24 protein-coding genes and 3 tRNA genes are annotated in these 19,691 nt (G+C 66.2%); 14 read left to right on the top strand and 13 right to left on the bottom strand.

Annotation, left to right across the window (positions count from 1 at the left end; all coding sequences use genetic code 11):
• Nucleotide 1: 1 nt before the first annotated feature.
• From wzt to A7G45_RS07585, 3 genes are read right to left on the bottom strand one after another with little or no spacing between them, the layout of a single operon-like run.
• The gene (wzt, locus tag A7G45_RS07575; protein ID WP_043402619.1) at nt 2-805 is read right to left on the bottom strand and encodes a galactan export ABC transporter ATP-binding subunit Wzt/RfbE; all 804 of its coding nucleotides are present in this window, start codon (nt 803-805) and stop codon (nt 2-4) included.
• A 3-nt stretch (nt 806-808) separates the two neighbouring features.
• Nucleotides 809-1,339 carry a bacterial proteasome activator family protein gene (locus A7G45_RS07580; RefSeq protein WP_260935414.1) on the bottom strand — a complete coding sequence of 177 codons (531 nt, stop codon included), beginning with the start codon at nt 1,337-1,339 and terminating at the stop codon, nt 809-811.
• Between the two features lie 13 nt (nt 1,340-1,352).
• On the bottom strand, nt 1,353-3,314 hold the full coding sequence (locus A7G45_RS07585; RefSeq protein WP_377042134.1) for a DUF6541 family protein: 1,962 nt from the start codon (nt 3,312-3,314) through the stop codon (nt 1,353-1,355).
• Nucleotides 3,315-3,425: 111 nt separating this feature from the next.
• On the opposite strand from A7G45_RS07585, the gene A7G45_RS07590 reads away from it, so the two are divergent.
• The gene (locus A7G45_RS07590; protein ID WP_043402626.1) at nt 3,426-4,622 is read left to right on the top strand and encodes a cysteine desulfurase-like protein; all 1,197 of its coding nucleotides are present in this window, start codon (nt 3,426-3,428) and stop codon (nt 4,620-4,622) included.
• Here the strand turns inward: A7G45_RS07590 and A7G45_RS07595 are convergent, their stop codons facing one another.
• Nucleotides 4,623-5,021: an acyl-CoA thioesterase gene (locus A7G45_RS07595; protein WP_043402628.1), complete on the bottom strand. Its 399-nt coding sequence runs from the start codon at nt 5,019-5,021 to the stop codon at nt 4,623-4,625. It lies immediately after the preceding gene.
• A gap of 247 nt (nt 5,022-5,268) precedes the next feature.
• Nucleotides 5,269-6,240, bottom strand: a complete 972-nt coding sequence (locus A7G45_RS07600) for an NAD(P)H-quinone oxidoreductase (RefSeq protein WP_260935417.1) — start codon at nt 6,238-6,240, stop codon at nt 5,269-5,271.
• A 64-nt stretch (nt 6,241-6,304) separates the two neighbouring features.
• Here A7G45_RS07600 and A7G45_RS07605 point away from each other — a divergent pair.
• A tRNA-Ser gene (locus A7G45_RS07605) sits at nt 6,305-6,394 on the top strand.
• A gap of 51 nt (nt 6,395-6,445) precedes the next feature.
• Here the strand turns inward: A7G45_RS07605 and A7G45_RS07610 are convergent.
• A complete protein-coding gene (locus A7G45_RS07610; protein ID WP_260935419.1) occupies nt 6,446-6,829 on the bottom strand; it encodes a hypothetical protein in 384 nt (127 codons plus the stop codon).
• Nucleotides 6,829-7,485: a nucleotidyltransferase domain-containing protein gene (locus A7G45_RS07615; RefSeq protein WP_260935421.1), complete on the bottom strand. Its 657-nt coding sequence runs from the start codon at nt 7,483-7,485 to the stop codon at nt 6,829-6,831. Before A7G45_RS07615 ends, A7G45_RS07610 begins: the two co-directional genes overlap by 1 nt.
• Nucleotides 7,486-7,597: 112 nt before the next feature.
• On the opposite strand from A7G45_RS07615, the gene A7G45_RS07620 reads away from it, so the two are divergent.
• The 4 genes from A7G45_RS07620 (at nt 7,598) to A7G45_RS07635 (ending at nt 9,754) form a co-directional block, all read left to right on the top strand.
• Nucleotides 7,598-7,741: a hypothetical protein gene (locus A7G45_RS07620; protein WP_260935422.1), complete on the top strand. Its 144-nt coding sequence runs from the start codon at nt 7,598-7,600 to the stop codon at nt 7,739-7,741.
• A 27-nt stretch (nt 7,742-7,768) separates the two neighbouring features.
• Entirely contained in the window at nt 7,769-8,275 is a 507-nt protein-coding gene (locus tag A7G45_RS07625) for a hypothetical protein (RefSeq protein ID WP_260935423.1), read from the top strand.
• 17 nt (nt 8,276-8,292) lie between these two features.
• A complete protein-coding gene (locus A7G45_RS07630) occupies nt 8,293-9,027 on the top strand; it encodes a DUF4253 domain-containing protein (RefSeq protein WP_260935424.1) in 735 nt (244 codons plus the stop codon).
• A gap of 94 nt (nt 9,028-9,121) precedes the next feature.
• Nucleotides 9,122-9,754 (top strand): hypothetical protein, encoded by a 633-nt coding sequence (locus A7G45_RS07635; protein ID WP_260935425.1) that lies wholly within the window; start codon nt 9,122-9,124, stop codon nt 9,752-9,754.
• A gap of 24 nt (nt 9,755-9,778) precedes the next feature.
• Here the strand turns inward: A7G45_RS07635 and A7G45_RS07640 are convergent, their stop codons facing one another.
• The gene (locus A7G45_RS07640) at nt 9,779-10,294 is read right to left on the bottom strand and encodes an OsmC family protein (protein ID WP_260935426.1); all 516 of its coding nucleotides are present in this window, start codon (nt 10,292-10,294) and stop codon (nt 9,779-9,781) included.
• A 124-nt stretch (nt 10,295-10,418) separates the two neighbouring features.
• Between A7G45_RS07640 and A7G45_RS07645 the strand changes: the two genes are divergently transcribed.
• Genes A7G45_RS07645 through A7G45_RS07660 form a run of 4 tightly spaced genes read left to right on the top strand, consistent with a single transcriptional unit; the run spans nt 10,419 to nt 13,375 of the window.
• Nucleotides 10,419-10,880 (top strand): PPOX class F420-dependent oxidoreductase, encoded by a 462-nt coding sequence (locus A7G45_RS07645; protein WP_260935427.1) that lies wholly within the window; start codon nt 10,419-10,421, stop codon nt 10,878-10,880.
• The gene (locus A7G45_RS07650) at nt 10,868-11,926 is read left to right on the top strand and encodes a hypothetical protein (protein WP_260935428.1); all 1,059 of its coding nucleotides are present in this window, start codon (nt 10,868-10,870) and stop codon (nt 11,924-11,926) included. Before A7G45_RS07645 ends, A7G45_RS07650 begins: the two co-directional genes overlap by 13 nt.
• 58 nt (nt 11,927-11,984) lie before the next feature.
• Nucleotides 11,985-12,710, top strand: coding sequence for a FadR/GntR family transcriptional regulator (locus A7G45_RS07655; RefSeq protein ID WP_260935429.1), 726 nt, complete (start codon nt 11,985-11,987; stop codon nt 12,708-12,710).
• Nucleotides 12,707-13,375, top strand: coding sequence for a sterol desaturase family protein (locus A7G45_RS07660; RefSeq protein WP_260935430.1), 669 nt, complete (start codon nt 12,707-12,709; stop codon nt 13,373-13,375). The genes A7G45_RS07655 and A7G45_RS07660 overlap by 4 nt, the downstream gene beginning before the upstream one ends.
• On the opposite strand, the gene A7G45_RS07665 is transcribed toward A7G45_RS07660, so the two are convergent.
• The 3 genes from A7G45_RS07665 to A7G45_RS07675 form a co-directional block, all read right to left on the bottom strand.
• Nucleotides 13,372-13,683, bottom strand: a complete 312-nt coding sequence (locus A7G45_RS07665) for a hypothetical protein (RefSeq protein WP_260935431.1) — start codon at nt 13,681-13,683, stop codon at nt 13,372-13,374. The two genes, A7G45_RS07660 and A7G45_RS07665, sit on opposite strands and share 4 nt — an antisense overlap.
• A 165-nt stretch (nt 13,684-13,848) precedes the next feature.
• Entirely contained in the window at nt 13,849-14,751 is a 903-nt protein-coding gene (locus A7G45_RS07670) for an undecaprenyl-diphosphate phosphatase (RefSeq protein WP_260938049.1), read from the bottom strand.
• Nucleotides 14,752-14,757: 6 nt separating this feature from the next.
• The gene (locus tag A7G45_RS07675; RefSeq protein ID WP_260935434.1) at nt 14,758-15,588 is read right to left on the bottom strand and encodes a crotonase/enoyl-CoA hydratase family protein; all 831 of its coding nucleotides are present in this window, start codon (nt 15,586-15,588) and stop codon (nt 14,758-14,760) included.
• A 43-nt stretch (nt 15,589-15,631) separates the two neighbouring features.
• On the opposite strand from A7G45_RS07675, the gene A7G45_RS07680 reads away from it, so the two are divergent.
• Complete coding sequence (locus A7G45_RS07680) at nt 15,632-16,186, top strand: TIGR03086 family metal-binding protein (protein WP_260935436.1); 555 nt, start codon at nt 15,632-15,634, stop codon at nt 16,184-16,186.
• Here the strand turns inward: A7G45_RS07680 and hisC are convergent.
• On the bottom strand, nt 16,164-17,222 hold the full coding sequence (gene hisC, locus A7G45_RS07685) for a histidinol-phosphate transaminase (protein WP_260935438.1): 1,059 nt from the start codon (nt 17,220-17,222) through the stop codon (nt 16,164-16,166). The two genes, A7G45_RS07680 and hisC, sit on opposite strands and share 23 nt — an antisense overlap.
• Nucleotides 17,223-17,349: 127 nt before the next feature.
• Here hisC and A7G45_RS07690 point away from each other — a divergent pair.
• Both A7G45_RS07690 and A7G45_RS07695 read left to right on the top strand, forming a co-directional pair.
• Nucleotides 17,350-17,441 (top strand) — tRNA-Ser (locus A7G45_RS07690).
• 23 nt (nt 17,442-17,464) lie between these two features.
• Nucleotides 17,465-17,537, top strand: a tRNA-Arg gene (locus A7G45_RS07695).
• A 60-nt stretch (nt 17,538-17,597) separates the two neighbouring features.
• Here the strand turns inward: A7G45_RS07695 and A7G45_RS07700 are convergent.
• Nucleotides 17,598-18,215: a TetR/AcrR family transcriptional regulator gene (locus A7G45_RS07700; protein ID WP_260935440.1), complete on the bottom strand. Its 618-nt coding sequence runs from the start codon at nt 18,213-18,215 to the stop codon at nt 17,598-17,600.
• 187 nt (nt 18,216-18,402) lie between these two features.
• On the opposite strand from A7G45_RS07700, the gene A7G45_RS07705 reads away from it, so the two are divergent.
• Nucleotides 18,403-19,680, top strand: a complete 1,278-nt coding sequence (locus A7G45_RS07705; RefSeq protein WP_260935442.1) for a cytochrome P450 — start codon at nt 18,403-18,405, stop codon at nt 19,678-19,680.
• Nucleotides 19,681-19,691 lie beyond the last annotated feature (11 nt).

A 19,691-nucleotide genomic window follows, 5' to 3' on the forward strand; every position in this document is an offset into this window, starting at 1 on the left:
GTCACGTCTGACGCTCGCGCTCGTTCTCTTCGAGTACCTCGCGCACGTGCCGTGCCGCGTCGTCGCCCTCGTAGGCGCGGACGACGTCCTCGATGCCGCCCGTCATCCGGATGGTGCCGTGGTCGACCCACATCGCGGTCTGGCACAGCCGGGCCAGGAATTCGTTGGAATGGCTTGCGAACACCAGGATTCCGGACCGTTCCACCAGGGCCTGCAACCGGGTGCGGGCCTTCTTCAAGAACTCCGCGTCGACGGCGCCGATGCCCTCGTCGAGCAGCAGGATCTCGGGATCGATGCTGGTGACCACGCCCATCGCCAAGCGCACGCGCATACCCGTCGAGTAGGTGCGCAGCGGCATCGACAGGTAGTCGCCGAGTTCGGTGAACTCGGCGATCTCGTCGACCTTGGCTTCCATCTGCTTGCGGGTCTGGCCGAGGAACAGTCCGCGGATGATGATGTTCTCGAACCCGGAGATCTCGGGGTCCATGCCGACACCCAGGTCGAACACCGGGGCCACCCGGCCGCGCACCGTCGCCGAACCGCGTGTCGGTTCGTAGATGCCCGACAGCAGGCGCAGCAGCGTCGACTTGCCGGCGCCGTTGTGCCCGACCAGTCCCACCCGGTCGCCCATGTTGAGCGACATGGTGATGTCTCGAAGTGCTTCGATCACAACGACATTCGACTCATTGCGGTTGATCCCGCCACCGGCCTTGCCGAGGAACGCCTTCTTCAGCGATCGGGACTTCGCGTCGAAGATCGGGAATTCGACCCACGCGTTCTGTGTGGAGATATGCGGTTCGGACACGGTCTACAGGTACTGGCCGGTGCCGGACTGGAACGGGCCACGACCGCCGTCGGCCCCGGGCGGCAGTGCGCCCTGGCGCATCTGCTCGAGCTGTGCGCGGGCTGCCATCTGCTGGGCAAACAGGGCCGTCTGAATACCGTGGAACAGACCTTCTAGCCAGCCGACCAGCTGGGCCTGCGCGATGCGCAGCTCGGCGGCCGACGGCACCTTGTCCTCGGAGAACGGCAGCGACAGCCGCTCCAACTCTTCGGTCAGCTCGGGAGCCAAGCCGTCTTCGAGCTCCTGGATGCTCGACCGGTGGATGTCGCGCAAGCGGTTTCGGCTGGCCTCGTCCAGCGGCGCGGAGCGTACTTCCTCCAGCAGCTGCTTGATCATGGTGCCGATCCGCATCACCTTGGCCGGCTGCTCGACCAGGTCGGTCAGCGATTTGCCTTCGTCGCCCTGGTCGGGGTCCTGCTCAAGATCCCCGCCCAATGCCAGGTCCCCGCCGATGACCTCGATGTTGTCGTCGTCGTCTTCTGGTTTCAGCGTCATGCCTGCACTGTTCCTATCTGTTCGCCGGTGCGGCGGTGTCGCCGCGCCACTCGTAGATGCGGGACCGCCCATTGTCGTAGATCTTCGCCCACGACTTCGACTTATCCAGCGACACTAGTCCGTCGGGCATGACGAACCCTTTGACCACGGTTGAGCTGGTGATCACGTATCGGATGTTCAGGGCACGCACGGCCTGCGCGATCCGCGGATCGGTATCGGCGTCGTCGGCGTAGGCCCAGAAGATGAAGCGGTTGTAGCCCGGGCCCTGCTGCTGCGGATAGTCGTAGTGGGTCCACAGCGGGTGCAGGCCGGCGACCGCGTACATCCAGGACGTGCCGTCGGTGTTCGCGTTGCCGATCAGGGTGTCCTTGGCGCCGGGCAGCGTCGCCAGGTATGCGAAGGCCTCGAGGTTCTTGTCGTTGACCATGATCCGGTCGTACTTCTGGCCGATCAGGTAGCGGTGCCGCGGGAAGTAGTGCCAGGCCAGTCCGACGCTGGAGACGAGGAGCAGCGCCGCGGCGGTGACGGCCCAGAACCGTTCGGTGCGGGGTGCCCGTTTCTGCAGCCAGTCGACGACGAACTTGACGATGGCGAACAACGCGATCCCGGCGAATGGGGTGATCAGCAGGGTCACCACGGCAGACAGGCGGCGCGGGTCGCTGTAGTAGAGGTCGGCGTATGCCCCGATCAGCGCGCCGATCGGCCCGCCGAACGGCGCACCGGAATGCACGATCGCGATCATCAGCCCCACCCAGACCACCGCCGGCCACCAGACGCGTTTGAGCAGCAGGATCAGCCCGCCGATGGCGCCGAGCGCGATCAGCATGTTCTGAATCGGGTAGTCGTTGAGGTGCCGCGTGTGCTGCACGACGGCGTTGAACAGCACCCGAAGCCGGCTCTGATGGGTGACGAACGCATGCCCGACGATGATGTCCGCTTGCGCCAGCACCGCGATGAACTGGGGAATCAACAACAGCAGTGACGGCACCGCGACGGCCAGCAGGCTCACGAAGTCGGTGAGCCGGCCGCGCACCGGATGCCGGAGGGTGTCGCACAGCCACCACGCGCCGACGAAGGTGACGACGACGACGCCGCCGGTGATGTGGGTGGAGAACACCCCGATCAGGGCGATGACCGCCAGCGGAATCCGGTCCCGGTGCCGCAGGCACGACATGATCAGCACCGTCGTCGGCCCGGCCAGGCCGTAGGCCACCAGGTTGGGGACGGCGGCGACGTCGAACTCGACGTAGGGGAGAGCGGTGAACGACGCCGCCAGCGCAGCTGCCGCGGCGGCGGCCCCGGCGCTCCAACGCTGGCAGGCATAGGGCCGAACCATGGCCCAGGTCAGGCTCGCGGCGCTGACCGGGAACAGCCAGACCGAGGCCGCCAGTGAGGACACGGTGTAGGCCGTCGCGGGGGCGGCGCCGGTGAGTTGGCACAAAACCGCGGCGAGAGCGTGGAACGTCGACGGGTAGTACAGCAACGCGTGCGTCTCGACGTTACGAAGCTCACCCATGTGCATCGGCGAGGCCTGGCCGACGTCGAGAATCCAGCGGATGGTGTTGCCGTGCCAGACCGAGTCCCAGGTGCTCGGAATGGATTGCCAATGTGGCATCCCGACGATTGCTGAAATTGCGATCGCCGTCGCGCCGACAACGATGCCGGCAGCCACGAACAGTGCCGGTCCGCGGGTGATCGCGAGTGCTTCCGCCGCGGTGTCGCCGAAGCGACTCAGGGCACGACGAAGCCCAGCAACCACCGCCACCACGATGACGAACGCCAGCAACGCTGTCCAGCCGTTCCACGGAACGCCGACGGCACCGAGTGGGATGACGGCCAAAGCTACGATGCCGTAGGTCACTGCGGGGCCGACTGCGATGGCAACGGGCCAGGTTAGCTGTGCTGCACGTGCGGTGATTGCTCCAGGGATCACCATGATCAACAGGGCGACAAGGACGCCGGACGCCAAGCTCACTGCACTAGTATGGCTGTTCGGGTGGCCCGGCTTTCGCCGGCGTGTGCAGCGGGGCGCGCCCGCCGGAAAAATTTGGCTGGCAGGCCTGAATCGCTCGAAGGTTGGCATGGCATGGCATACGACGTCGCCCGGGTGCGCGGTCTGCACCCGTCACTGGGCGGCGGCTGGGTGCACTTCGATGCGCCGACCGGAATGCTGCTGCCGGACTCGGTAGCGACCACTGTTTCGACCGCTTTCCGCGGTTCCATGTCCTCGGCCGCCGGACCGCACCCGGCCGCGCAGCGCAGCGCCGCGGTCCTGACCGCCGCACGACAGGCGGTCGCCGATCTCGTCGGTGGCGACCCGCGCGGCGTGGTCTTCGGTGCCGACCGTGCCGTTCTGCTGAACTCGCTGGCCGAGGCGTCGGCGTCGCGGTCTGGCCTGGGCTACGAAGTGGTCGTCACGCGGCTGGACGACGAGGCCAACATCGCACCGTGGTTGCGGGCTGCGAATCGCTATGGCGCCAAGGTGAAGTGGGCCGAGGTCGACATCGAGACCGGCGAACTGCCCAGCTGGCAGTGGGAGACGCTCATCACCCGGCCGACCCGGTTGATCGCGATCACGTCGGCATCGTCGAAGCTCGGCACCGTCACCGATCTGCGGCCCGTGACCAAGATGGCGCGGGAGAACGGCGGCATGGTCGTGGTCGACCACTCCGTGGCCGCGCCCTACCGCCTGCTGGACATCAATGACGTCGACGCCGATGTGGTGGCGCTGAATGCCATTGCGTGGGGTGGCCCGCCGATCGGTGCGCTGGTGTTCCGCGACCCCGCGATGATCGATAGCTTGACTACCGTCTCGCTCGATCCGAATGCCACGGGAGCCGCGCGGCTGGAAGTCGGTGCGCACCAGTTCGGACTGCTCGGTGGGGTCGTCGCCAGCATCGAATACCTGGCCAAACTCGACGACGCCGCGACCGGCACCCGCCGCGAAAGGCTCGCGCGCTCAATGCAATCGGCCGAGGCCTACCTGAGCCGGGTGTTCGGGTACCTGCGCAACTCGCTGCGGTCGCTGCCGCTGGTGATGGTCCTCGGCGCGCCCGAGGCCGGCATTCCGGTGCTGAGCTTCGCGGTCCAGGGCGTGCCTGCCGACCGCGTGATCAGCCGGCTCGCCGACAACGGCGTACTGGCCGTGTCGGACAGCAACTCTCGGGTGCTGGAGGCCATCGGCGTCAACGACATCGGCGGCGCCGTGACGGTCGGTCTCGGGCACTACACGACGACCGCTGAAGTCGATCAGCTCGTCCGCGCGCTGGCGTCGCTGGGTTAGTTACTTGTAGTCCAGCGCATCGAGCAGCAATTGCGGTGGCTCGATCTTGCCGGAACCGTCGGTGGCGATGCAGACGTAGACGGTGCGTGCGGTGACGATGGGCTGTGTGGCATCGCCTGCGTGGATGAGGAACTCGACGGTGAACGAGGTACGGCCCCGGGTGGGGACCGTCACGTCGACGTGGATCTGGTCACCCCACTTCAGGGAACCCGACCAGTCCAGTTCAGTGTGGACGACCTGAGCGTCGACGCCCGCGTCGAAGACGTCGTGCCAGGAAGTCGTCTGGGCGACGAACGCGCCGAAGGCCTCGTCCATGTAGGCCAGGTACCACATGTTGAAGACCACGCCCTGCTGGTCGACCTCCAGATAGCGGACGGGCGCGGTGTAGGTGAACGTCACGGCGCCAACCTATCTGGCTCGTTGATCCTGATGCCAGGGCGTCGGACTCTCGGGTTTTTGCGCCGTAGCCGCAGGGTCAACACTGGCCTCGCGTTGAGGGGCTTTGTTACTCGCTCTTTGTGTGCGTCAGTTCAGTGTCAACGCAACACGCACCCTTGTGAGTTCACCGAACCCGCTTAGTGCCGCGAACCTGACTGGGTGGCGGAAAACCGGCCGCGAAATCACCCTGCCGTCAGGCTCGATGCGGCTAATCCCGAACCCGCAGTAGCACTTTGCCTGACACCGCCCCCGCCTGCAGCAGCTGATGGGCGGCCGCCGCCTGCTCGATGGGCAGCTCGGCGCCGATGATCGGGCGCACCCGACCGTCGGCGATCATGGGCCAAACATGCTGCACCACTTCGGAAATCACGGCGGCCTTGCCGGACAGCCCGTCGACGGGGCGGGAGCGCAGCGCGGTGGCGATGACGCCGGCCCGCTTGCCCAGGAGCTTGGCGATGTTCAGTTCGCCCTTGACCCCGCCTTGCATGCCGATGATCACCACGCGGCCGTCGGGGGCGAGCGCGTCGATGTTCCGGTCCAGGTACGAGGCACCCATGATGTCGAAGATGACGTCGGCGCCGCCCACTTCCATCATCCGTTCGACGAAGTCCTCGTCGCGGTAGTTGATCAGGATGTCGGCACCCAGTTCGCGGCAGAGCTCCAGTTTTTCGAGTGACGCGGTGACCGCGACGTGGGCGCCCAGCGCGTGCGCGACCTGGATGGCGTGCGTGCCGATGCCGCTGGCGCCGCCGTGCAGCAACACCAGCTGTCCGGCCCGCAGGTGGGTGGTCATGGCCAGGTTGGACCACACCGTGGCCGCGACCTCCGGCAGCCCGGCCGCATGATGCAGGCTCACCCCAGCGGGGATCGGCATGACCTGGGCCGCGGGCACGGCCACCTTCTCGGCGTAGCCGCCGCCGGCCAGCAGCGCGCACACCTGGTCGCCGACCACCCAGTTGTCGACGCCGGCGCCGACCTCGGAGACGACGCCCGAAACCTCCAGTCCCAGGATGTCGCTGGCCCCCGGCGGCGGCGGATAGAGGCCGGCGGCTTGCAGCAGATCAGCCCGGTTCACGCCGGCGGCCGTGACGTCGATGACGACCTCGCCGACCGCGGCCGTCACGTCCGGTACCTCGGACCATGCCAGTTGACCTGGGGATTCGACGACGATGGCGCGCATGGTCGCAACGCTACACACGGACCCGACAGGCTCGCGCGGGGCTGGACCCCTTAGGCTGTTCGGCGGTGGCGTGGCAGAGCGGCCTAATGCACTCGCCTTGAAAGCGAGAGTTGGTTAAACCCAACCGGGGGTTCAAATCCCTCCGCCACCGCCAAGTCTCACGAGGTTTTCGGCGCCAGGCTGGGCGGCATCTTGCCGTCCGGGGTCAGCTTCCCGCCGCCGCCCGCTTCGCCGTCTCGAGCAAGTGACCCGCCGCGCGGTTCATCTTCTTGCACTCCGCGGTGGTGATCGGCTCGTGCGTGTATGCAGTCTTGTTCTTGAAGTTCAGCAAGGTGGCGAGGTGCCTCTCTGACCCGTTGTCCGCTTTCTTTAGTAGCGCGCGGGCATCGCTGTGGTTACTGGTGTTCGAGTGCACGCCGAGTCGCGCGCAGCAGATCACGTCGGCAGCAGCGATGCCGGCGTCGACATACAGATCACCAGCCGCGCTGGGCATCTCGTCTTCCAGGTGTTCAGCGGCGTCGAAGAACTCGTTCGCCTTGGCCAGTCGCCCCGAGGTGACGGTGGCGTTGCACGGGCGTTGATCCGACATCAGGACTTCGCCGCCGGGGCAGCCTTGCCGATCGGGCGCAGCTGCTTGTTGAACCAGGCCCGCGTCCCGGCGACGGTCAGCCCCTGCTCGGACACGTCCTCGAGCAGCGGCTCGGAAGCCGCAGCCGCGGCGCGGAGCTCATCCTCGGTGTACTCGACGATGCGGCCGTCGTTCCCGGTCCACGCGGTGACCTGTCGGGCGAGTTCGGCCACCTGCTGCTCCCACACGTCGTCGCCGTCGTGGTCGGACGCGGCGGCGCGTACAAGGAGCAGGTCGATGTCGCTGTCGAGAGTCATCCGGCCGGTCGCCGCTGACCCGAACAGCGCGGCGTACTTTAGCTCCGCGCCCCATCTGCCCAGGTGCTCTTCGAGGCGATTCAAGAACGTCGAGGTCAGCTGTGACAGCGCCATAATCGGTTCGGCTGCAAGGTGTTCGGTGTTGAGCCGGTAGGTGTTGGTTCGGCCCACTTGATCGTGCAGCACCACACCTTGGGCCGTTAGGCGAGTGAGCACCTTGCGGATACCTTCGCCTGATGCGGTGGTCAGGATGCGCTGGATTTGGCTGATCGTGAACGTCACATCCGCGCTTGCGAGGACATTGAGCACGTCGCCGTCCAGCGTTGGGGTCACCGCCGCGAACGGCTTGTTCAACTGCATCGCCGGCGCCTCTCTCTCTCCAACTAAAGTTAGAGTATCACAACTATAGTTGGAATATTCAGCTCCGCCTGCTCGGCACGACGCGTAGCCTGAGCAGCTACGAGGGGGAGGTATGGCAGTGGATTACATGTTGGGTCAGCTGGTCTTCTTGGCGGTCGTCGCGGCGATCATCGGCGGCGTGATCTGGGCGGTGGTGGTAATGCGGAAACCGCGCCCGCCGATTGAAGACCACAACGACGAAGGCGACGAGTGGTGACGGCGGCGCGGTGAGTGGGCGCCTGCGATGAACGGGCTCACCCACGTCCTCACCTATGACGGCGGAGTTCAGACTGCGGAAATCTCCGCGTGCCAAGATATCTCGACGTTCCTGAACCCATTGCGCCACTTCAACGGTGACGACCAGTGGGGGCTCGGCCTGGCACCGCTGCCGCCGGATAAGCGCTACAGCGACATGCTCCGGGCTGGTCAGCTGTCGACCGAGTACATCCAGGCTGGCGGCCTTCCCGACGCGATGACCGTGGAGATCCGCAAGCCGGGAGGTGAGCAGTGGGGCGCTGCGTGGATGCGGTACACCGTCGGGCATCCGCAGACCGCACCAGAGCTCAGCGATGTTCCGATCCGTGTCGCGAACGGTGTCAAGATGATCAGCCGATCGCAGGTGTTCGACGCTGATGAGACCGCGCGGTTGTTCTTCGCCTTCTATAAGACCGGAGACATTCCCGCGGGCTACGTGCTGAAGCCGATCGAGGGATGCAGGGCGGATGGCAGTGTCCTGGACCCGAACAACTGAACGCGGAAGGAGACTCGATGTTCTGTGCAATACCCGGGCAGCTGCCCGCCGCTGACACCCGCGAACTCTTCGGGGTCGTCCTGCCGCCTGGCCGCATCGTGAACTCGGAACAGGGGGCCGGAGCGCCTGTCGCCTGGGTCAGTTCCGCGGCGCTGCCCGAAGATCGCCTGACCGAACTCGTCCGTGCCCTCGCCGCGGTCTTCCCGCAGACCGGCCTGTGGCCTCTGCAAGCTCTGGGCCTCGACCGGCCGTGGGCCGATGGCGAGATGGATGGCCCCGACGAAGTGATCCCCGACGCGCTGACCGTACTGACCCGCGACGCGGACGAGGATGACGAGGGAGGGGCGGTGCCGGCCGTGGCCGAGTTGTCTCCCGCGCAGCCCGGACCGGACCTGCGACCCGACCAGCTGGAGGTGGAGGCGGGCGGGCTACTGCTGGTGCCGGTGTCCCGTCCCGCGGACGTGCCCGCAGCTCTGGGCTGGTGGGGTGGAACGAACTATTGCATGTCCGGCGCAGACTTCTCCGCGGTGCTGAGGTCATGGGAGGACCGATTCGGCGCGGTCCTGGTGAGCATCGGATTCGACACGATGACGGTGCAGGTGGGGCGCCGCCCACAGACGGAGGAGCAGTTCGATGCGCTGCTCCGCGAGCACTACGCGTTCTGCCCCGACAACATCGACCAGGGCTTGTCCTCGGATGCGTTCCGCCTCGGCCTGGCCGGCTGGCCCTACTGGAACTTCTGGTGGGACTGAGTTAGGCGTTGTACCAGTCCAGCCCAAGTGTGGACGGGCGCGGCTGAGGCGCCGGGGAGCGCCACCAGGCCACGGCCTGTGGAACCATTCGTCCATGAGCACGACGGGCGCTGAACAGGACGCACCTCGCCCGCGCCATCGGGCGAAGTACGTTGTGGCCGTGGCTGCCGCGACAGCTGTCGCGATCATCGCGGTGATCGCGGTAACCATCGACGCGCCGGGTCGGATCAGCCGCGCGTTGAGCGGCGCCGCGCACGAGGTCCTGTTCGCCTCGCAGAGGCTGGACGTGGAACTGGATGTGGTGCGTGCCCGGCTCGGCGACCGCCCGATGCGGCGAGTGGATGTGACCTCCAACCTGATCTCGGTTGAGGCCGTCGCTGCCGATGGTCAACTCCACCTCTACTGGGTGCGCGACGGCGAGGTGGACGACATGGACTCGATCACTGACCTGCACGCCGGCGAGACGGCATTCACAGCGGCGGATCTATCGGGGCCGCGGATGCGCGCGGCGGTGTCCGATGTCCGCAGTCTCGGGAAGCCTGGCGAGATCCAACTGGTCTCCTACATTTTCCGCCCGAAACAGCCGTTGTCGGTTGCCGTGTGGATCCGGCACGACCCCGTCAGCAAGGTGCTGCACTTCGACCCGCGGGGCGGGTCCACCGTGGTGCGCGAAGAGTCGATCGACACCGACGAGCACACCTCATCGTTCGGCGGCTGTTGGTGTTGAGACCGCGGCTGGCGTTCGAAGCCGTCAGGCCCCGATGATCAGCTGGGTGTGCACCGGGGTCGTCCCGGTCGTCAGATCCAGCACCGGGCAGTGCGCGTCCACCGCGTCTTGCAGTTCGCGATACCGCTCGTCGGTCTCCGGGCCGGTGACATTGACGGTGACGCGGATCTGCTGAAAGCCGGGGCGCACGCTCTCGTCCAGTCCGAAGAAACCGCGCACATCGAGATCACCTTCGGCGCTGGCGCGCAGGGATTCCACCTGAATGCCGAGCCGCTCAGCCCAGAACCGGTAGGTCACCACCTGGCAGGACAGCAGTGACGCGAGGTAGTACTCGACGGGGTTGGGTGCCGTGTGCTGCCCGCCGAGGGCGGGTGGCTCGTCGACGTGCACCTGGTACTTGCCGAGCGTGATCTCACTACCGACGGTGCCTTCGGGCTGAGCGGAAGCCTTGAACACCACGGCGGCTGCGGCGGGATTGTCGGCAACCGCAGCCCGAGTGGCGTCGGTGATCGCGTTGAGGGAAGTCACAGGAGCAGTCACGCAGGCCACGTTATTTGCGTCGACGTCGGGGTTCGACCGTTGTGCCCACGATGAATTCAACTTCCGGATTACGCTTGGCCAACAACGATTGGACGGGAAGATGCCCAGTAGTGCGGTTTCGGCCATGAGCAAGTTGATGTTTCGCGGCATGGACATGCTGCGCCACCGCGAGGCCTTCGATATCGGGGAGCCGACCGCTACGGATTTCGCGGGCTTCGACCGGGCGCGACAGATCGTCCTGGTCACGTTCAAGCGGTCCGGCGAGGCCATGCCGAGCCCGATCAATCATGGTGTCGCCGACGGGAAGCTGTACGTCCGCACCGACGCGTCGACGGGCAAGGTGAAGCGGATTCGCAACAACCCGCGGGTTGTCGTGGTGCCGTGCAACCTTCGGGGCAAGCCGACGGGACCGCCGGTTGCCGGCATCGCCCGCATCCTGCCTGAGGCCGAGCACGCTCATGCCGACGCCGCGATCGCCGCGAACTGGTCGCCGGCCATGAAGCTGTTCGAGCGGACCCTCGAGAAGAGCAGTTCCGCCTTCGATATCCCGATGGGCTACATCGAGATCACGCCGTGCGGGTCCTGAGATTCATCTGGAGTGGCGTACTGGCCTTCGACCGCGTCGGCAAACGCATCCCGCAGCTCGTCCAAATCTGGCTGGGAGAACTGTTTTTCGTCGTCCCGCTGATGTTCTTCATCGCCAAGATCATCGACATCCGCGGGGCTTTCGGGGTGCCGGGAACCGGCGAGCGGCTGCCCGGCGTGTTCTGGGGTGCGCTGGCCGTCTCGCTGGTGTCCGGCTTCTTCTTTGTGCGCGGACTGGTGCGGCCGAAGGTGCGCGACGGATCGTGGACACCGATCTCGACCGCGGACATCGGTGACTTCACCGTCGGCGTCGGCGTCAAGAGTTGGACCGTCGAGTACAAGTACCTGACCAGTCACCCGTCGTATGCGCTGTTGCTGCTCCTGACGGCGCCGATCCCCGCCGTCCTGGTGCTGTCGACCATCGACCACGGCGGCAGCACGTTCTATTTCCGGGTGGCCGGCATCGTCGGGTTGTGCATTCTGGCCGCGATGGCCCTGGCGCGGGTATTGGCTTGGTACGTCTTCCGATTCGGCCGCGGCCAATTGGAGAAGCAGGGCTTCCGGGCCGCCTGGGAGATCGCCTGGAAGCCGGTGCTGATGCTGATGGTGATGATCTACGCGATCATCGGCATCCCGTTCGGCTGGATGTGGTTCCAGGAGCAGCGGACCATCGCCGCGTTGCCGGTGGTCTCCGTGCAAGACGGCGTCGACCATGTCGGCCAGTATCGTCGCATCGACGGCGAACTTGCTTCCGAGGCCGTGTACTGGGCACCGCGGGGAACCGGACGCGGGGGCGACAATTACGCGGGTTCCGGTGTGCTGGTGAAGCTTTCGTCGGGTGGCGACGCACTGCTACTGGCCGAGTCGTTGTCGGTGCCCGACTTCATCGCCGTGCTGCGGGAAGTCAAGAACGGCAAGCTCAAGGCCCAGGGCAAGGTCATCGATACCATCACCGACACCCAGGTGGAGTACTACGGATTCCAGGTCGACGCGTTTCCCGAGCCGTCACCGGAAGGCCGGGTGATGGTCTTGCTGAGCTATCCGTAACGAACAATATTGGTATTACCACTAGACCTCTTACCTTTGACGAGTTAGTGTCGTCGGCATGGAGTTGACGTCGATCAAGCGGCGCTCGGCGGCCGACGAGGTGCATGACCAGCTGCTCAAGCAGCTCGTCGCGGGCGCCCAGCCGCCGGGTTCACGCCTGCCGAGTGAGCGCAAGCTGGCCGAAGTGCTGGGCGTATCGCGGCCCGTGGTGCGTGAGGCGATTCAGCGTCTGGTCACGTCCGGTCATCTCGACGTGCGGCAGGGCGACGGCGCCGTCGTCAACGACATCACGCGCACGGGTGGACTCGATCTGCTGCCGCATCTGCTGGTCGACGCACCCGACGGGGCGATGGTGAACCCGTCGGTGGTGCGCAGCGTGCTGGAGGTGCGCGAGTACCTCGGACCGTGGATCGCGGAACGCGCGGCGGCGCGGTCCGCGGGCAAGCTCGCCGAACCGCTGGCACGCGCGCTCGCCGACATCGAGCGCGCGCAGAGCGGACCAACCCAGCAATTGGCCGCGCTCGATTTCTGGGATTGCCTTGTCACCGGCGCGGATTCGATCGCGATGACGCTGATCTTCAACGGCATGCGCCGGGTGTACGAACCGATGCTCGCGGCGGTCGCCGACGCCGTCGCGGCCGCTGAACCCGCGTCCGCGTATCGCAAGCTCGCGGATGCGGTGACGTCGGGCGCCGCACTGAAAGCCCGCCGAGCCGCATCGACAGTGCTCGGTGGCGCCACCACGGTGCTCACCGAATTTCTCGACCAGATGGAGGCGCAGTGACGACCACCGGCACGCGAGGAGTGACGCTCGGCCAGGCAGGCCGCGAGTTTTGGCGCCATCCGACGCCATGGATGATCCTGGCGCTGGTGGCCGGAGCAGTGGGTGCGCGGACCGTCGTCGGCGGGCTGGCACTACGCGACCTATGGGCGCCGCTGGTGCTGGCGCTGCTATATCCGTTCGTGGAGTGGGTGATTCACGTCTTCATCCTGCATTGGCGACCGCGCGAACTCGGCCGGATCACCGTGGACACCCTGGTGGCCCGCGACCATCGACGCCACCACGCGAATCCTCGCGACATCGACTTGGTGTTCATCCCGACGCCGACGCTGCGATGGCTGATCGCGGCAATCGTGGCGCTGCCTCTCGGCATCGGCGCCATCGCGGGTGCGCCGATATCGGCCACGCTGTCATTCATCGTGGTCGAGTCGCTGATCCTGATGGGCTATGAGTGGACGCACTACCTGGTCCACACCGACTACAAGCCGCGCCACCGGTTCTACAAGGCGGTATGGCGCAATCACCGGTTGCACCATTTCAAGAACGAGCACTACTGGTTCTCGGTCACCACCTCAGGCACTTCCGACCGGGTGCTCGGCACCTACCCAGACCCGGCAACCGTCGAGACCAGCCCGACGGCGAAGAACCTGCACGGGTCCCTGAACTAGCCGCCCTTACACGAGATGTCCACCCACACCGTGGTCATCTTCGTGCGGTCGATGATGGCGCCGGACGAATCGACGTTGTCGTTGCGCAGCCCCTCGATACCGGTGACCTTGCACCCGGACAGTGGATAGACGACAGCGCCGTTGATGAGGACGTTAAACCCTTGCGCCTGAAGCGCATTGATCGTGTCCTGCGCGTTGCCGAAGCCTCCGGGGCCGCCTACCGCGCCGGCGGTTGCCGCTGGGCCCAGCACCGCGCCGACGACGACGCCCGCCGTGACGATGCCCAGCGCAAAGCTGAATCTGGACATGCGAATACTCCGATCGCGCGAACGCGCGCCTGTGCTGCAACGGATTTCGGCTGCAGTGCTGCCACTTGGAGATAGGCAGCCGGGTTACAGGTGGAGGTCGCCAGTGTGAGAGCTATGCACGCAGATTCGCTGATTCGCGTGCACAGCACTCACATTCGCTGCGTTTCAGCGCAACGTCAGCCAGGCCAAACTGCCCAGGCCGGCCACCGCGCAGTAGATCGCGAACGGCGTCAGTGTGCGGGTTTCGAAGTACTTCACCAGGAACCGCACCGACAGATAGGCCGCGACGAACGCCGCCGCACTGCCGGCCAGCACCTGGCCGCCGATACCGTCGCCGGCCGGGCCGAACAGCTCCGGAATCTTGAGGGCCCCCGCGGCCAGGATCACCGGGGTCGCCAACAAGAACGAGAACCGCGCGGCGTCTTCGTGGGACAGCCCGCGCAGCACGCCGGCGACCATGGTCGCGCCCGATCGGCTGATGCCGGGCAGCAGGGCCAGAATCTGGGCCGCGCCGATACCGATGCCTTCCGCGATGGGCAGCCGGGCCAGTCGTTCGTCGGACGCGGACAGCCCCTCCGAGTGCGTGGCGGCGGGTACCGCCGACGCTGTGCGATGCCGAAGTCGTTCGCCCACAAAGAGAACGACGCCGTTGATCGCCAGGAAGGCCGCTGCCGGGATCGGCTTACCCAATGACGTGCGCAGCGCATGGTCCAGCGCCAGTCCGGCGATGCCGACCGGGATGGTGGCCAGGATCAGTAGCCACGCCAGCCGCTCGGCGGAGGTGGTGATCTTCCGGTTCTTGATCGACGTCACCAATCCGCGGGCGACCGCGACCCAGTCCCGCCAGAAGAACACCAGCAGCGCCACGGCCGTTGCGACGTGCACGGCCACCAGGAACGCCAGGTACGGCGACTTCTCGGCCGTCATGCTCAGATCCTGGGCCCACTGACCGCCGACCAGGGCCGGCACCAGGATCGAGTGACCCAGGCTCGACACCGGGAACAGCTCGGTGACCCCCTGGAACGCGCCGACCACGATCGCTTCGATGTAGTTGAGGCTCAAGGTGATTGGTCCTTACTCGCCTTTGAATTCCGGTGCGCGCTTCTCGAACATCGCGGTGATGCCCTCGGTCAGGTCCTTCGACGCGATGAACGCCGAGTTCCACGCCGCGACGTACCGCAGGCTGGCCGAAACCCGGTCTGTGCGTTGCTCGTCCAGCACGTCCTTGACGCCGCGGACGGTCAGCGGCGGGTTGGCGGCGATCTCGCGGGCGGTTTCGTGCGCGGCGGCCAGCGCGGCGTCGGCGTCGGCGAAGACATCGTTCACCAGGCCGATCTTCTCGGCACGTGCCGCGTCAATGTCCTTGCCCGTCAACGCCAATTCGCGCAGATGACCGTCGTTCAGGATCAGCGGCAACCGGGCCAGCGAGCCCACATCGGCGACGATGGCCAGCTTGACCTCACGCACCGAGAACTTGGCGTCGGCGCTGGCGTAGCGGATGTCGACCGCGGAGATCAGGTCGACACCGCCGCCGATGCACCAGCCCTGGACCGAGGCGATGGTGGGGGTGCGGCAGTCGGCGACCGCGGTGATGGCGTCCTGCATGCCGCGCACCATGATGTGGAAGTCGGCGCGTTCCTTGGCCAGGCCGCCGCCCAGCATCGGCGCGAGCATGCCGCCCATGGCGGGCAGGTCCAGCCCGTAGCTGAAGTTGCGGCCCGAGCCGGTGAGCACGATGGCGCGCACCTCGGGATCGGCGTCCAGGGCGGCGAAGGCCACCGGCAGCTCGGCCCAGAACGCCGGGCCCATGGCATTGCCCTTGCCGGGGCCGAGCAATGTCACCTGTGCGACGTGGTCCCTGGTCTCAATGGAGAGCGATTCAAAGGTTCCCGAGGTTTCACCCATGATCCGCAGGCTAGCCGGTCAACCTGGGCGTAGCGTCCCGTGCATGACGATTCCGTCCGATGTGATCGAGGCCGGCGAGGCCAGTCTGGATGTTCTCGAGCGGGTGCTGGCCGGTCTGGGGCCGGACGACGCGGCCCGGCAGACGCCCTGCACGCAGTTTGATGTGGCAGCGCTCACGGATCACCTGATGAACTCGATCACGGTCATCGGCGGCATCGCCGGTGCCCAGCTACCGGATCGCGATGACGCAGCGCCGATCGTCGATCAGGTGACTGCCGCGGCGCGGCCCGCATTGGCGGCCTGGCGTACCCGCGGCCTGGATGGCACGGTGCCGGCAGGGCCGGGCGAGATGCCGGCCGCGCAGATCGCGGGCATCCTGTCGCTGGAATTCCTCGTCCATGCCTGGGACTACGCCACCGCCGTCGGTCGCCAGGTGGATGCCCCGGACGATCTGGCCGAGTACGTCCTCGGCATGACCAAGGCCGCGGTCAGCCCCGCGGCGCGGGCCGCCGTCGGGTTCGACGATCCCGTCGAGGTCCCGGCGGACGCGAGTGCGCTGGATCAGCTGATCGGCTTCACCGGCCGCCGCGCCAACTGACGGCGAAGTCCAGGAACAGGTTGTTCTCGCGCGGCACCGTCACGGTGACGCGCACGCCCTCCTGGCCGTAGGGCCGCACCAGAAGTTTGTTGTCGGCGGCCGCGTCGACGAAGTCGACGGTGTCGTCGGGGCTCAGTGGCAGCCAGACGAAGTTGGCCTGCGAGTCGGGCAGCTCGAAGCCGGCGTCGCGCAGTGCGGCGCCGACCCGGGCCCGTTCGGCCACCACGGCGTCGGTGCGGGCCAGCAGTTCGTCGGCCGCGTCCAGGCAGGCGATGGCCGCGGCCTGGCTGACGCTGGTCGCCGTGAACGGCACGTACACCTTGCCCAGGGCGGTGACGATGTCCTCGTGCGCGACGGCGTAGCCGATCCGCAGTCCGGCCAGCCCATACGCCTTCGAGAAGGTGCGGAGCACGACGACGTTTGGGTGCTTGCGCACCAGCGCCAGGCTGTCCGGCAGCAGGCCGTCGCGGATGTACTCGACGTAGGCCTCGTCCAGGACCACCAGGATGTGCGGCGGGACCTTGGCGACGAACTCGGCCAGCTTGGCCGGGTCGACGACCGTGGAGGTGGGGTTGTTGGGATTGCAGACGAAGATCAGCCGGGTGCGGTCGGTGATCGCGGCCAGCATGGCGTCGAGGTCGTGCTTGTGGTCCGTGAGCGGGACCGGGACGGGCGTCGCGCCGGCGGTGCGGACCTGCAGCGGGTAGATCTCGAAGCTGCGCCACGCGAACAGCACCTCGTCGCCGGCAGCGGCGGTGATCTGGATGAGCTGCTGGCACAGGCTCACCGACCCGCAGCCCACCGAGATCTGGTTCGGCGCGAACCCGACGTAGGCGGCCAGTCGCTCGCGCAGCGCCGCGTAGCCGTTGTCGGGGTAGCGGTTGATGTTGTCCATCGCCGCGACGATGGCTTCGCGGACGCTGGGCAGCGGGCCGTCGACGGTCTCATTGCTGGCGATCTTGATGGCGCCGGGCACGGTGCGGCCGGGGGTGTAGGCAGGCAGAGCGTCCATCTCGGGGCGCAGGCGGGCGGTCACCCGGGACAGTCTAGGTGGACGACAAATGGCCTTCTGGCGTCGCGCTTTGCCTTTGGCGGTGTTGACTGTGTACCGTATGCCCTCGGCGGTTCCGGGGTGCAAGAGCCCGGTAACCTCGGAGCGTTCAGGAGGCGTGCCAGAGCGGCCGAATGGGACTCACTGCTAATGAGTTGTCCCCCTTACAGGGGACCGGAGGTTCAAATCCTCTCGCCTCCGCCACATAACTGAATAGTTGTAACCATGCGCCCGTAGCTCAATGGATAGAGCACCTGACTACGGATCAGGAGGTTAGGGGTTCGAGTCCCTTCGGGCGCACAACACACAACAGGCCAGAAGCTGAAGCTTCTGGCCTGTTGTCGTTTTCGGACACAATCCTCAGCGCGAGGCCTGCAGCACCGGAATCAGATAGCGGCGGGCGAATTCGCGGGTGTTCTCGTCATTGTCGGTAGGCAGGAATTCCGATGGTGCGATCAGCAATGTCGCGGTGACGCGCAGCGCGAAGTCGAGCGCGCGTTCGGCAGCGGCCGCCGGATAGTCGTTGTCGGCCAGGAACATCGCGAGCACGCTGATCATGCTGCGGTAACCCGGCGTATCGAGGGTGAACAGGCGCCGGGTGAACGCTTCGTTCTCGAAGTCTTTGAGCGCCTGCACCAATGGGTGCTCACGGCATTCCCGCATGCCCATGACGAAGATCTCGACCATCTTGTCTTCGGTGGTCTGCTGGGTCGCTATGGCGGCAGCGCCGCGGGTGAAGAAGTCGATCACTTCCCGCTGCACGACGGACGCCACGATCTGGTCTTTGTCGCCGCATTGACGGTAGAGCGTCGGCCGGGAAACCCCGGCCCGGGTGGCGATGGTGGCGACCGAAGTGCGCGCGATGCCGTGGTTGATGAACTCCGTGCGCGCTGCGTCGAGCATGCGGTCACGGCCGTCGTTGGCATCTCCATGGCCGCCGGCCAATACCGCGGCCGCGAGTGACGGCAGGTCGACCATGCCCCAGATGTTAGAGCATTATTGATCCTTGAATCAGAGAATGATCTTTGATTCACTGATTCACATGGTTGCACCAGGAGCGATAGACAGGTCCGTTGAATCGGGGAACCCGCCACGGCCACCGGACCCACCGGCGTTGCCCAAGCGGGACGCGATCAGGCTCGCCGTGTCGTGCGCGGGTGATCCGATGCGCCTGCCCTACACGCTGTTGCCCAAGATCGCCGCCAAGTACGGGGACGTGGTGCGGCTGAACAACTCACGCCGGCCCGAGTTCACGGTGACGCTGATCAATCACCCGGACCACATCGATCACGTCTTCACGCGGCACCATGACCGCTACGTCAAGCACGAGGCCGCGAACGAGTTGGTATCGGGAGAGCCGGCAGCCCTGCCGCTGCTCGAAGGTGCGGAGTGGAAGCGGGTCCGCACCACCTTCAATCCGTTCTTCGGGGAGAAGGCGCTGGCTGCCGCGACCCCGCTGATGATGGAAGGGATCACCGACCGGATTGACGCGTGGTCCGAATTCGCCGCGTCGGCACGGGAAGTCAACCTTGAACATGAGCTCGGTGCCGTCGTCATGGATGGCCTCATGCGCTCGATGTTCAAGATCGAGCTCACCCCGACGGAAATCGACATCGCGGTCGACGGCGCACGCGAGTATGGCGTCTACGTGATCAGCCGCGTCGGCTTCCACTATCTGCCGAACTGGGTGCCGAACCCATTGCAGCGCAACGGTGAAGCGGCGAAGGACGAACTGTTCGGCATGCTTGACCGCTTCGTTGATGAACGACGAGGCTGCCCGATGTCGGGTGCGCCCGACTTGGTCGACACCTTGATCGGCATGGAGTTCGAGGGATGCCCAGAGCAACAAGACAGGCGCCGACGGTCAGAAGCCGCGGGCCTGGTGTTCGCCGGATTCGAAACCACCGCAGCTGCACTGGCATGGACCATCGCGCTGTTGTGCCGCAACCCCAGCGCGTTGGGCGAGGCGTATGCCGAGGTTGACGCGCTGGGCGGAAAACCGTTGGTATACGACGATTTGCAGCACCTCACGTATCTACGTGCCTGTTTCGACGAAGCGCAGCGGTTCCAGGCCGCGCCGGCGAATATCCGCACGGCGGTGGTGGACGACGAGATCGGCGGGTACCACATACCCAAGGGGTCGCAGGTACTGATCACGCCTTATGCGCTGCACCGTGATCCGCGTTTCTGGACCAGGCCGGACGACTTCTGGCCGGACCGTTTCCGCACCGAGAAGATCAACAGGAATGCCTTCTTGCCGTTCAGTATTGGGCCACGCAAGTGCATGGGCACGCGGATGGCCTACATCGAAGGCACGTTGGTGCTCGGAACCATCCTGCAGCGCTTCACCTTCCAGGTGCGTGACGGCTGGACGCCGCGCCATCTGGTGCGGGTCTCGACCGGCCTCGCCGGCGGCCTGCCCGTGCGCCTCGCTGCGCGCTGAATTCGTAGACA

It is taken from the genome of Mycolicibacterium llatzerense, assembly GCF_025331195.1.
GTDB classification, from domain to species: Bacteria; Actinomycetota; Actinomycetes; order Mycobacteriales; family Mycobacteriaceae; genus Mycobacterium; species Mycobacterium llatzerense.

Coding starts and splice junctions, on each gene's coding strand:
- A7G45_RS07580 (WP_260935414.1), bottom strand. CDS start 1,339: ATGACGCTGAAACCAGAAGACGACGACGACAACATCGAGGTCATCGGC.
- A7G45_RS07590 (WP_043402626.1), top strand. CDS start 3,426: ATGGCATACGACGTCGCCCGGGTGCGCGGTCTGCACCCGTCACTGGGC.
- A7G45_RS07600 (WP_260935417.1), bottom strand. CDS start 6,240: ATGCGCGCCATCGTCGTCGAATCCCCAGGTCAACTGGCATGGTCCGAG.
- A7G45_RS07610 (WP_260935419.1), bottom strand. CDS start 6,829: ATGTCGGATCAACGCCCGTGCAACGCCACCGTCACCTCGGGGCGACTG.
- A7G45_RS07615 (WP_260935421.1), bottom strand. CDS start 7,485: ATGCAGTTGAACAAGCCGTTCGCGGCGGTGACCCCAACGCTGGACGGC.
- A7G45_RS07620 (WP_260935422.1), top strand. CDS start 7,598: ATGGCAGTGGATTACATGTTGGGTCAGCTGGTCTTCTTGGCGGTCGTC.
- A7G45_RS07625 (WP_260935423.1), top strand. CDS start 7,769: ATGAACGGGCTCACCCACGTCCTCACCTATGACGGCGGAGTTCAGACT.
- A7G45_RS07630 (WP_260935424.1), top strand. CDS start 8,293: ATGTTCTGTGCAATACCCGGGCAGCTGCCCGCCGCTGACACCCGCGAA.
- A7G45_RS07635 (WP_260935425.1), top strand. CDS start 9,122: ATGAGCACGACGGGCGCTGAACAGGACGCACCTCGCCCGCGCCATCGG.
- A7G45_RS07645 (WP_260935427.1), top strand. CDS start 10,419: ATGAGCAAGTTGATGTTTCGCGGCATGGACATGCTGCGCCACCGCGAG.
- A7G45_RS07655 (WP_260935429.1), top strand. CDS start 11,985: ATGGAGTTGACGTCGATCAAGCGGCGCTCGGCGGCCGACGAGGTGCAT.
- A7G45_RS07665 (WP_260935431.1), bottom strand. CDS start 13,683: ATGTCCAGATTCAGCTTTGCGCTGGGCATCGTCACGGCGGGCGTCGTC.
- A7G45_RS07675 (WP_260935434.1), bottom strand. CDS start 15,588: ATGGGTGAAACCTCGGGAACCTTTGAATCGCTCTCCATTGAGACCAGG.
- A7G45_RS07680 (WP_260935436.1), top strand. CDS start 15,632: ATGACGATTCCGTCCGATGTGATCGAGGCCGGCGAGGCCAGTCTGGAT.
- A7G45_RS07700 (WP_260935440.1), bottom strand. CDS start 18,215: ATGGTCGACCTGCCGTCACTCGCGGCCGCGGTATTGGCCGGCGGCCAT.
- A7G45_RS07705 (WP_260935442.1), top strand. CDS start 18,403: ATGCGCCTGCCCTACACGCTGTTGCCCAAGATCGCCGCCAAGTACGGG.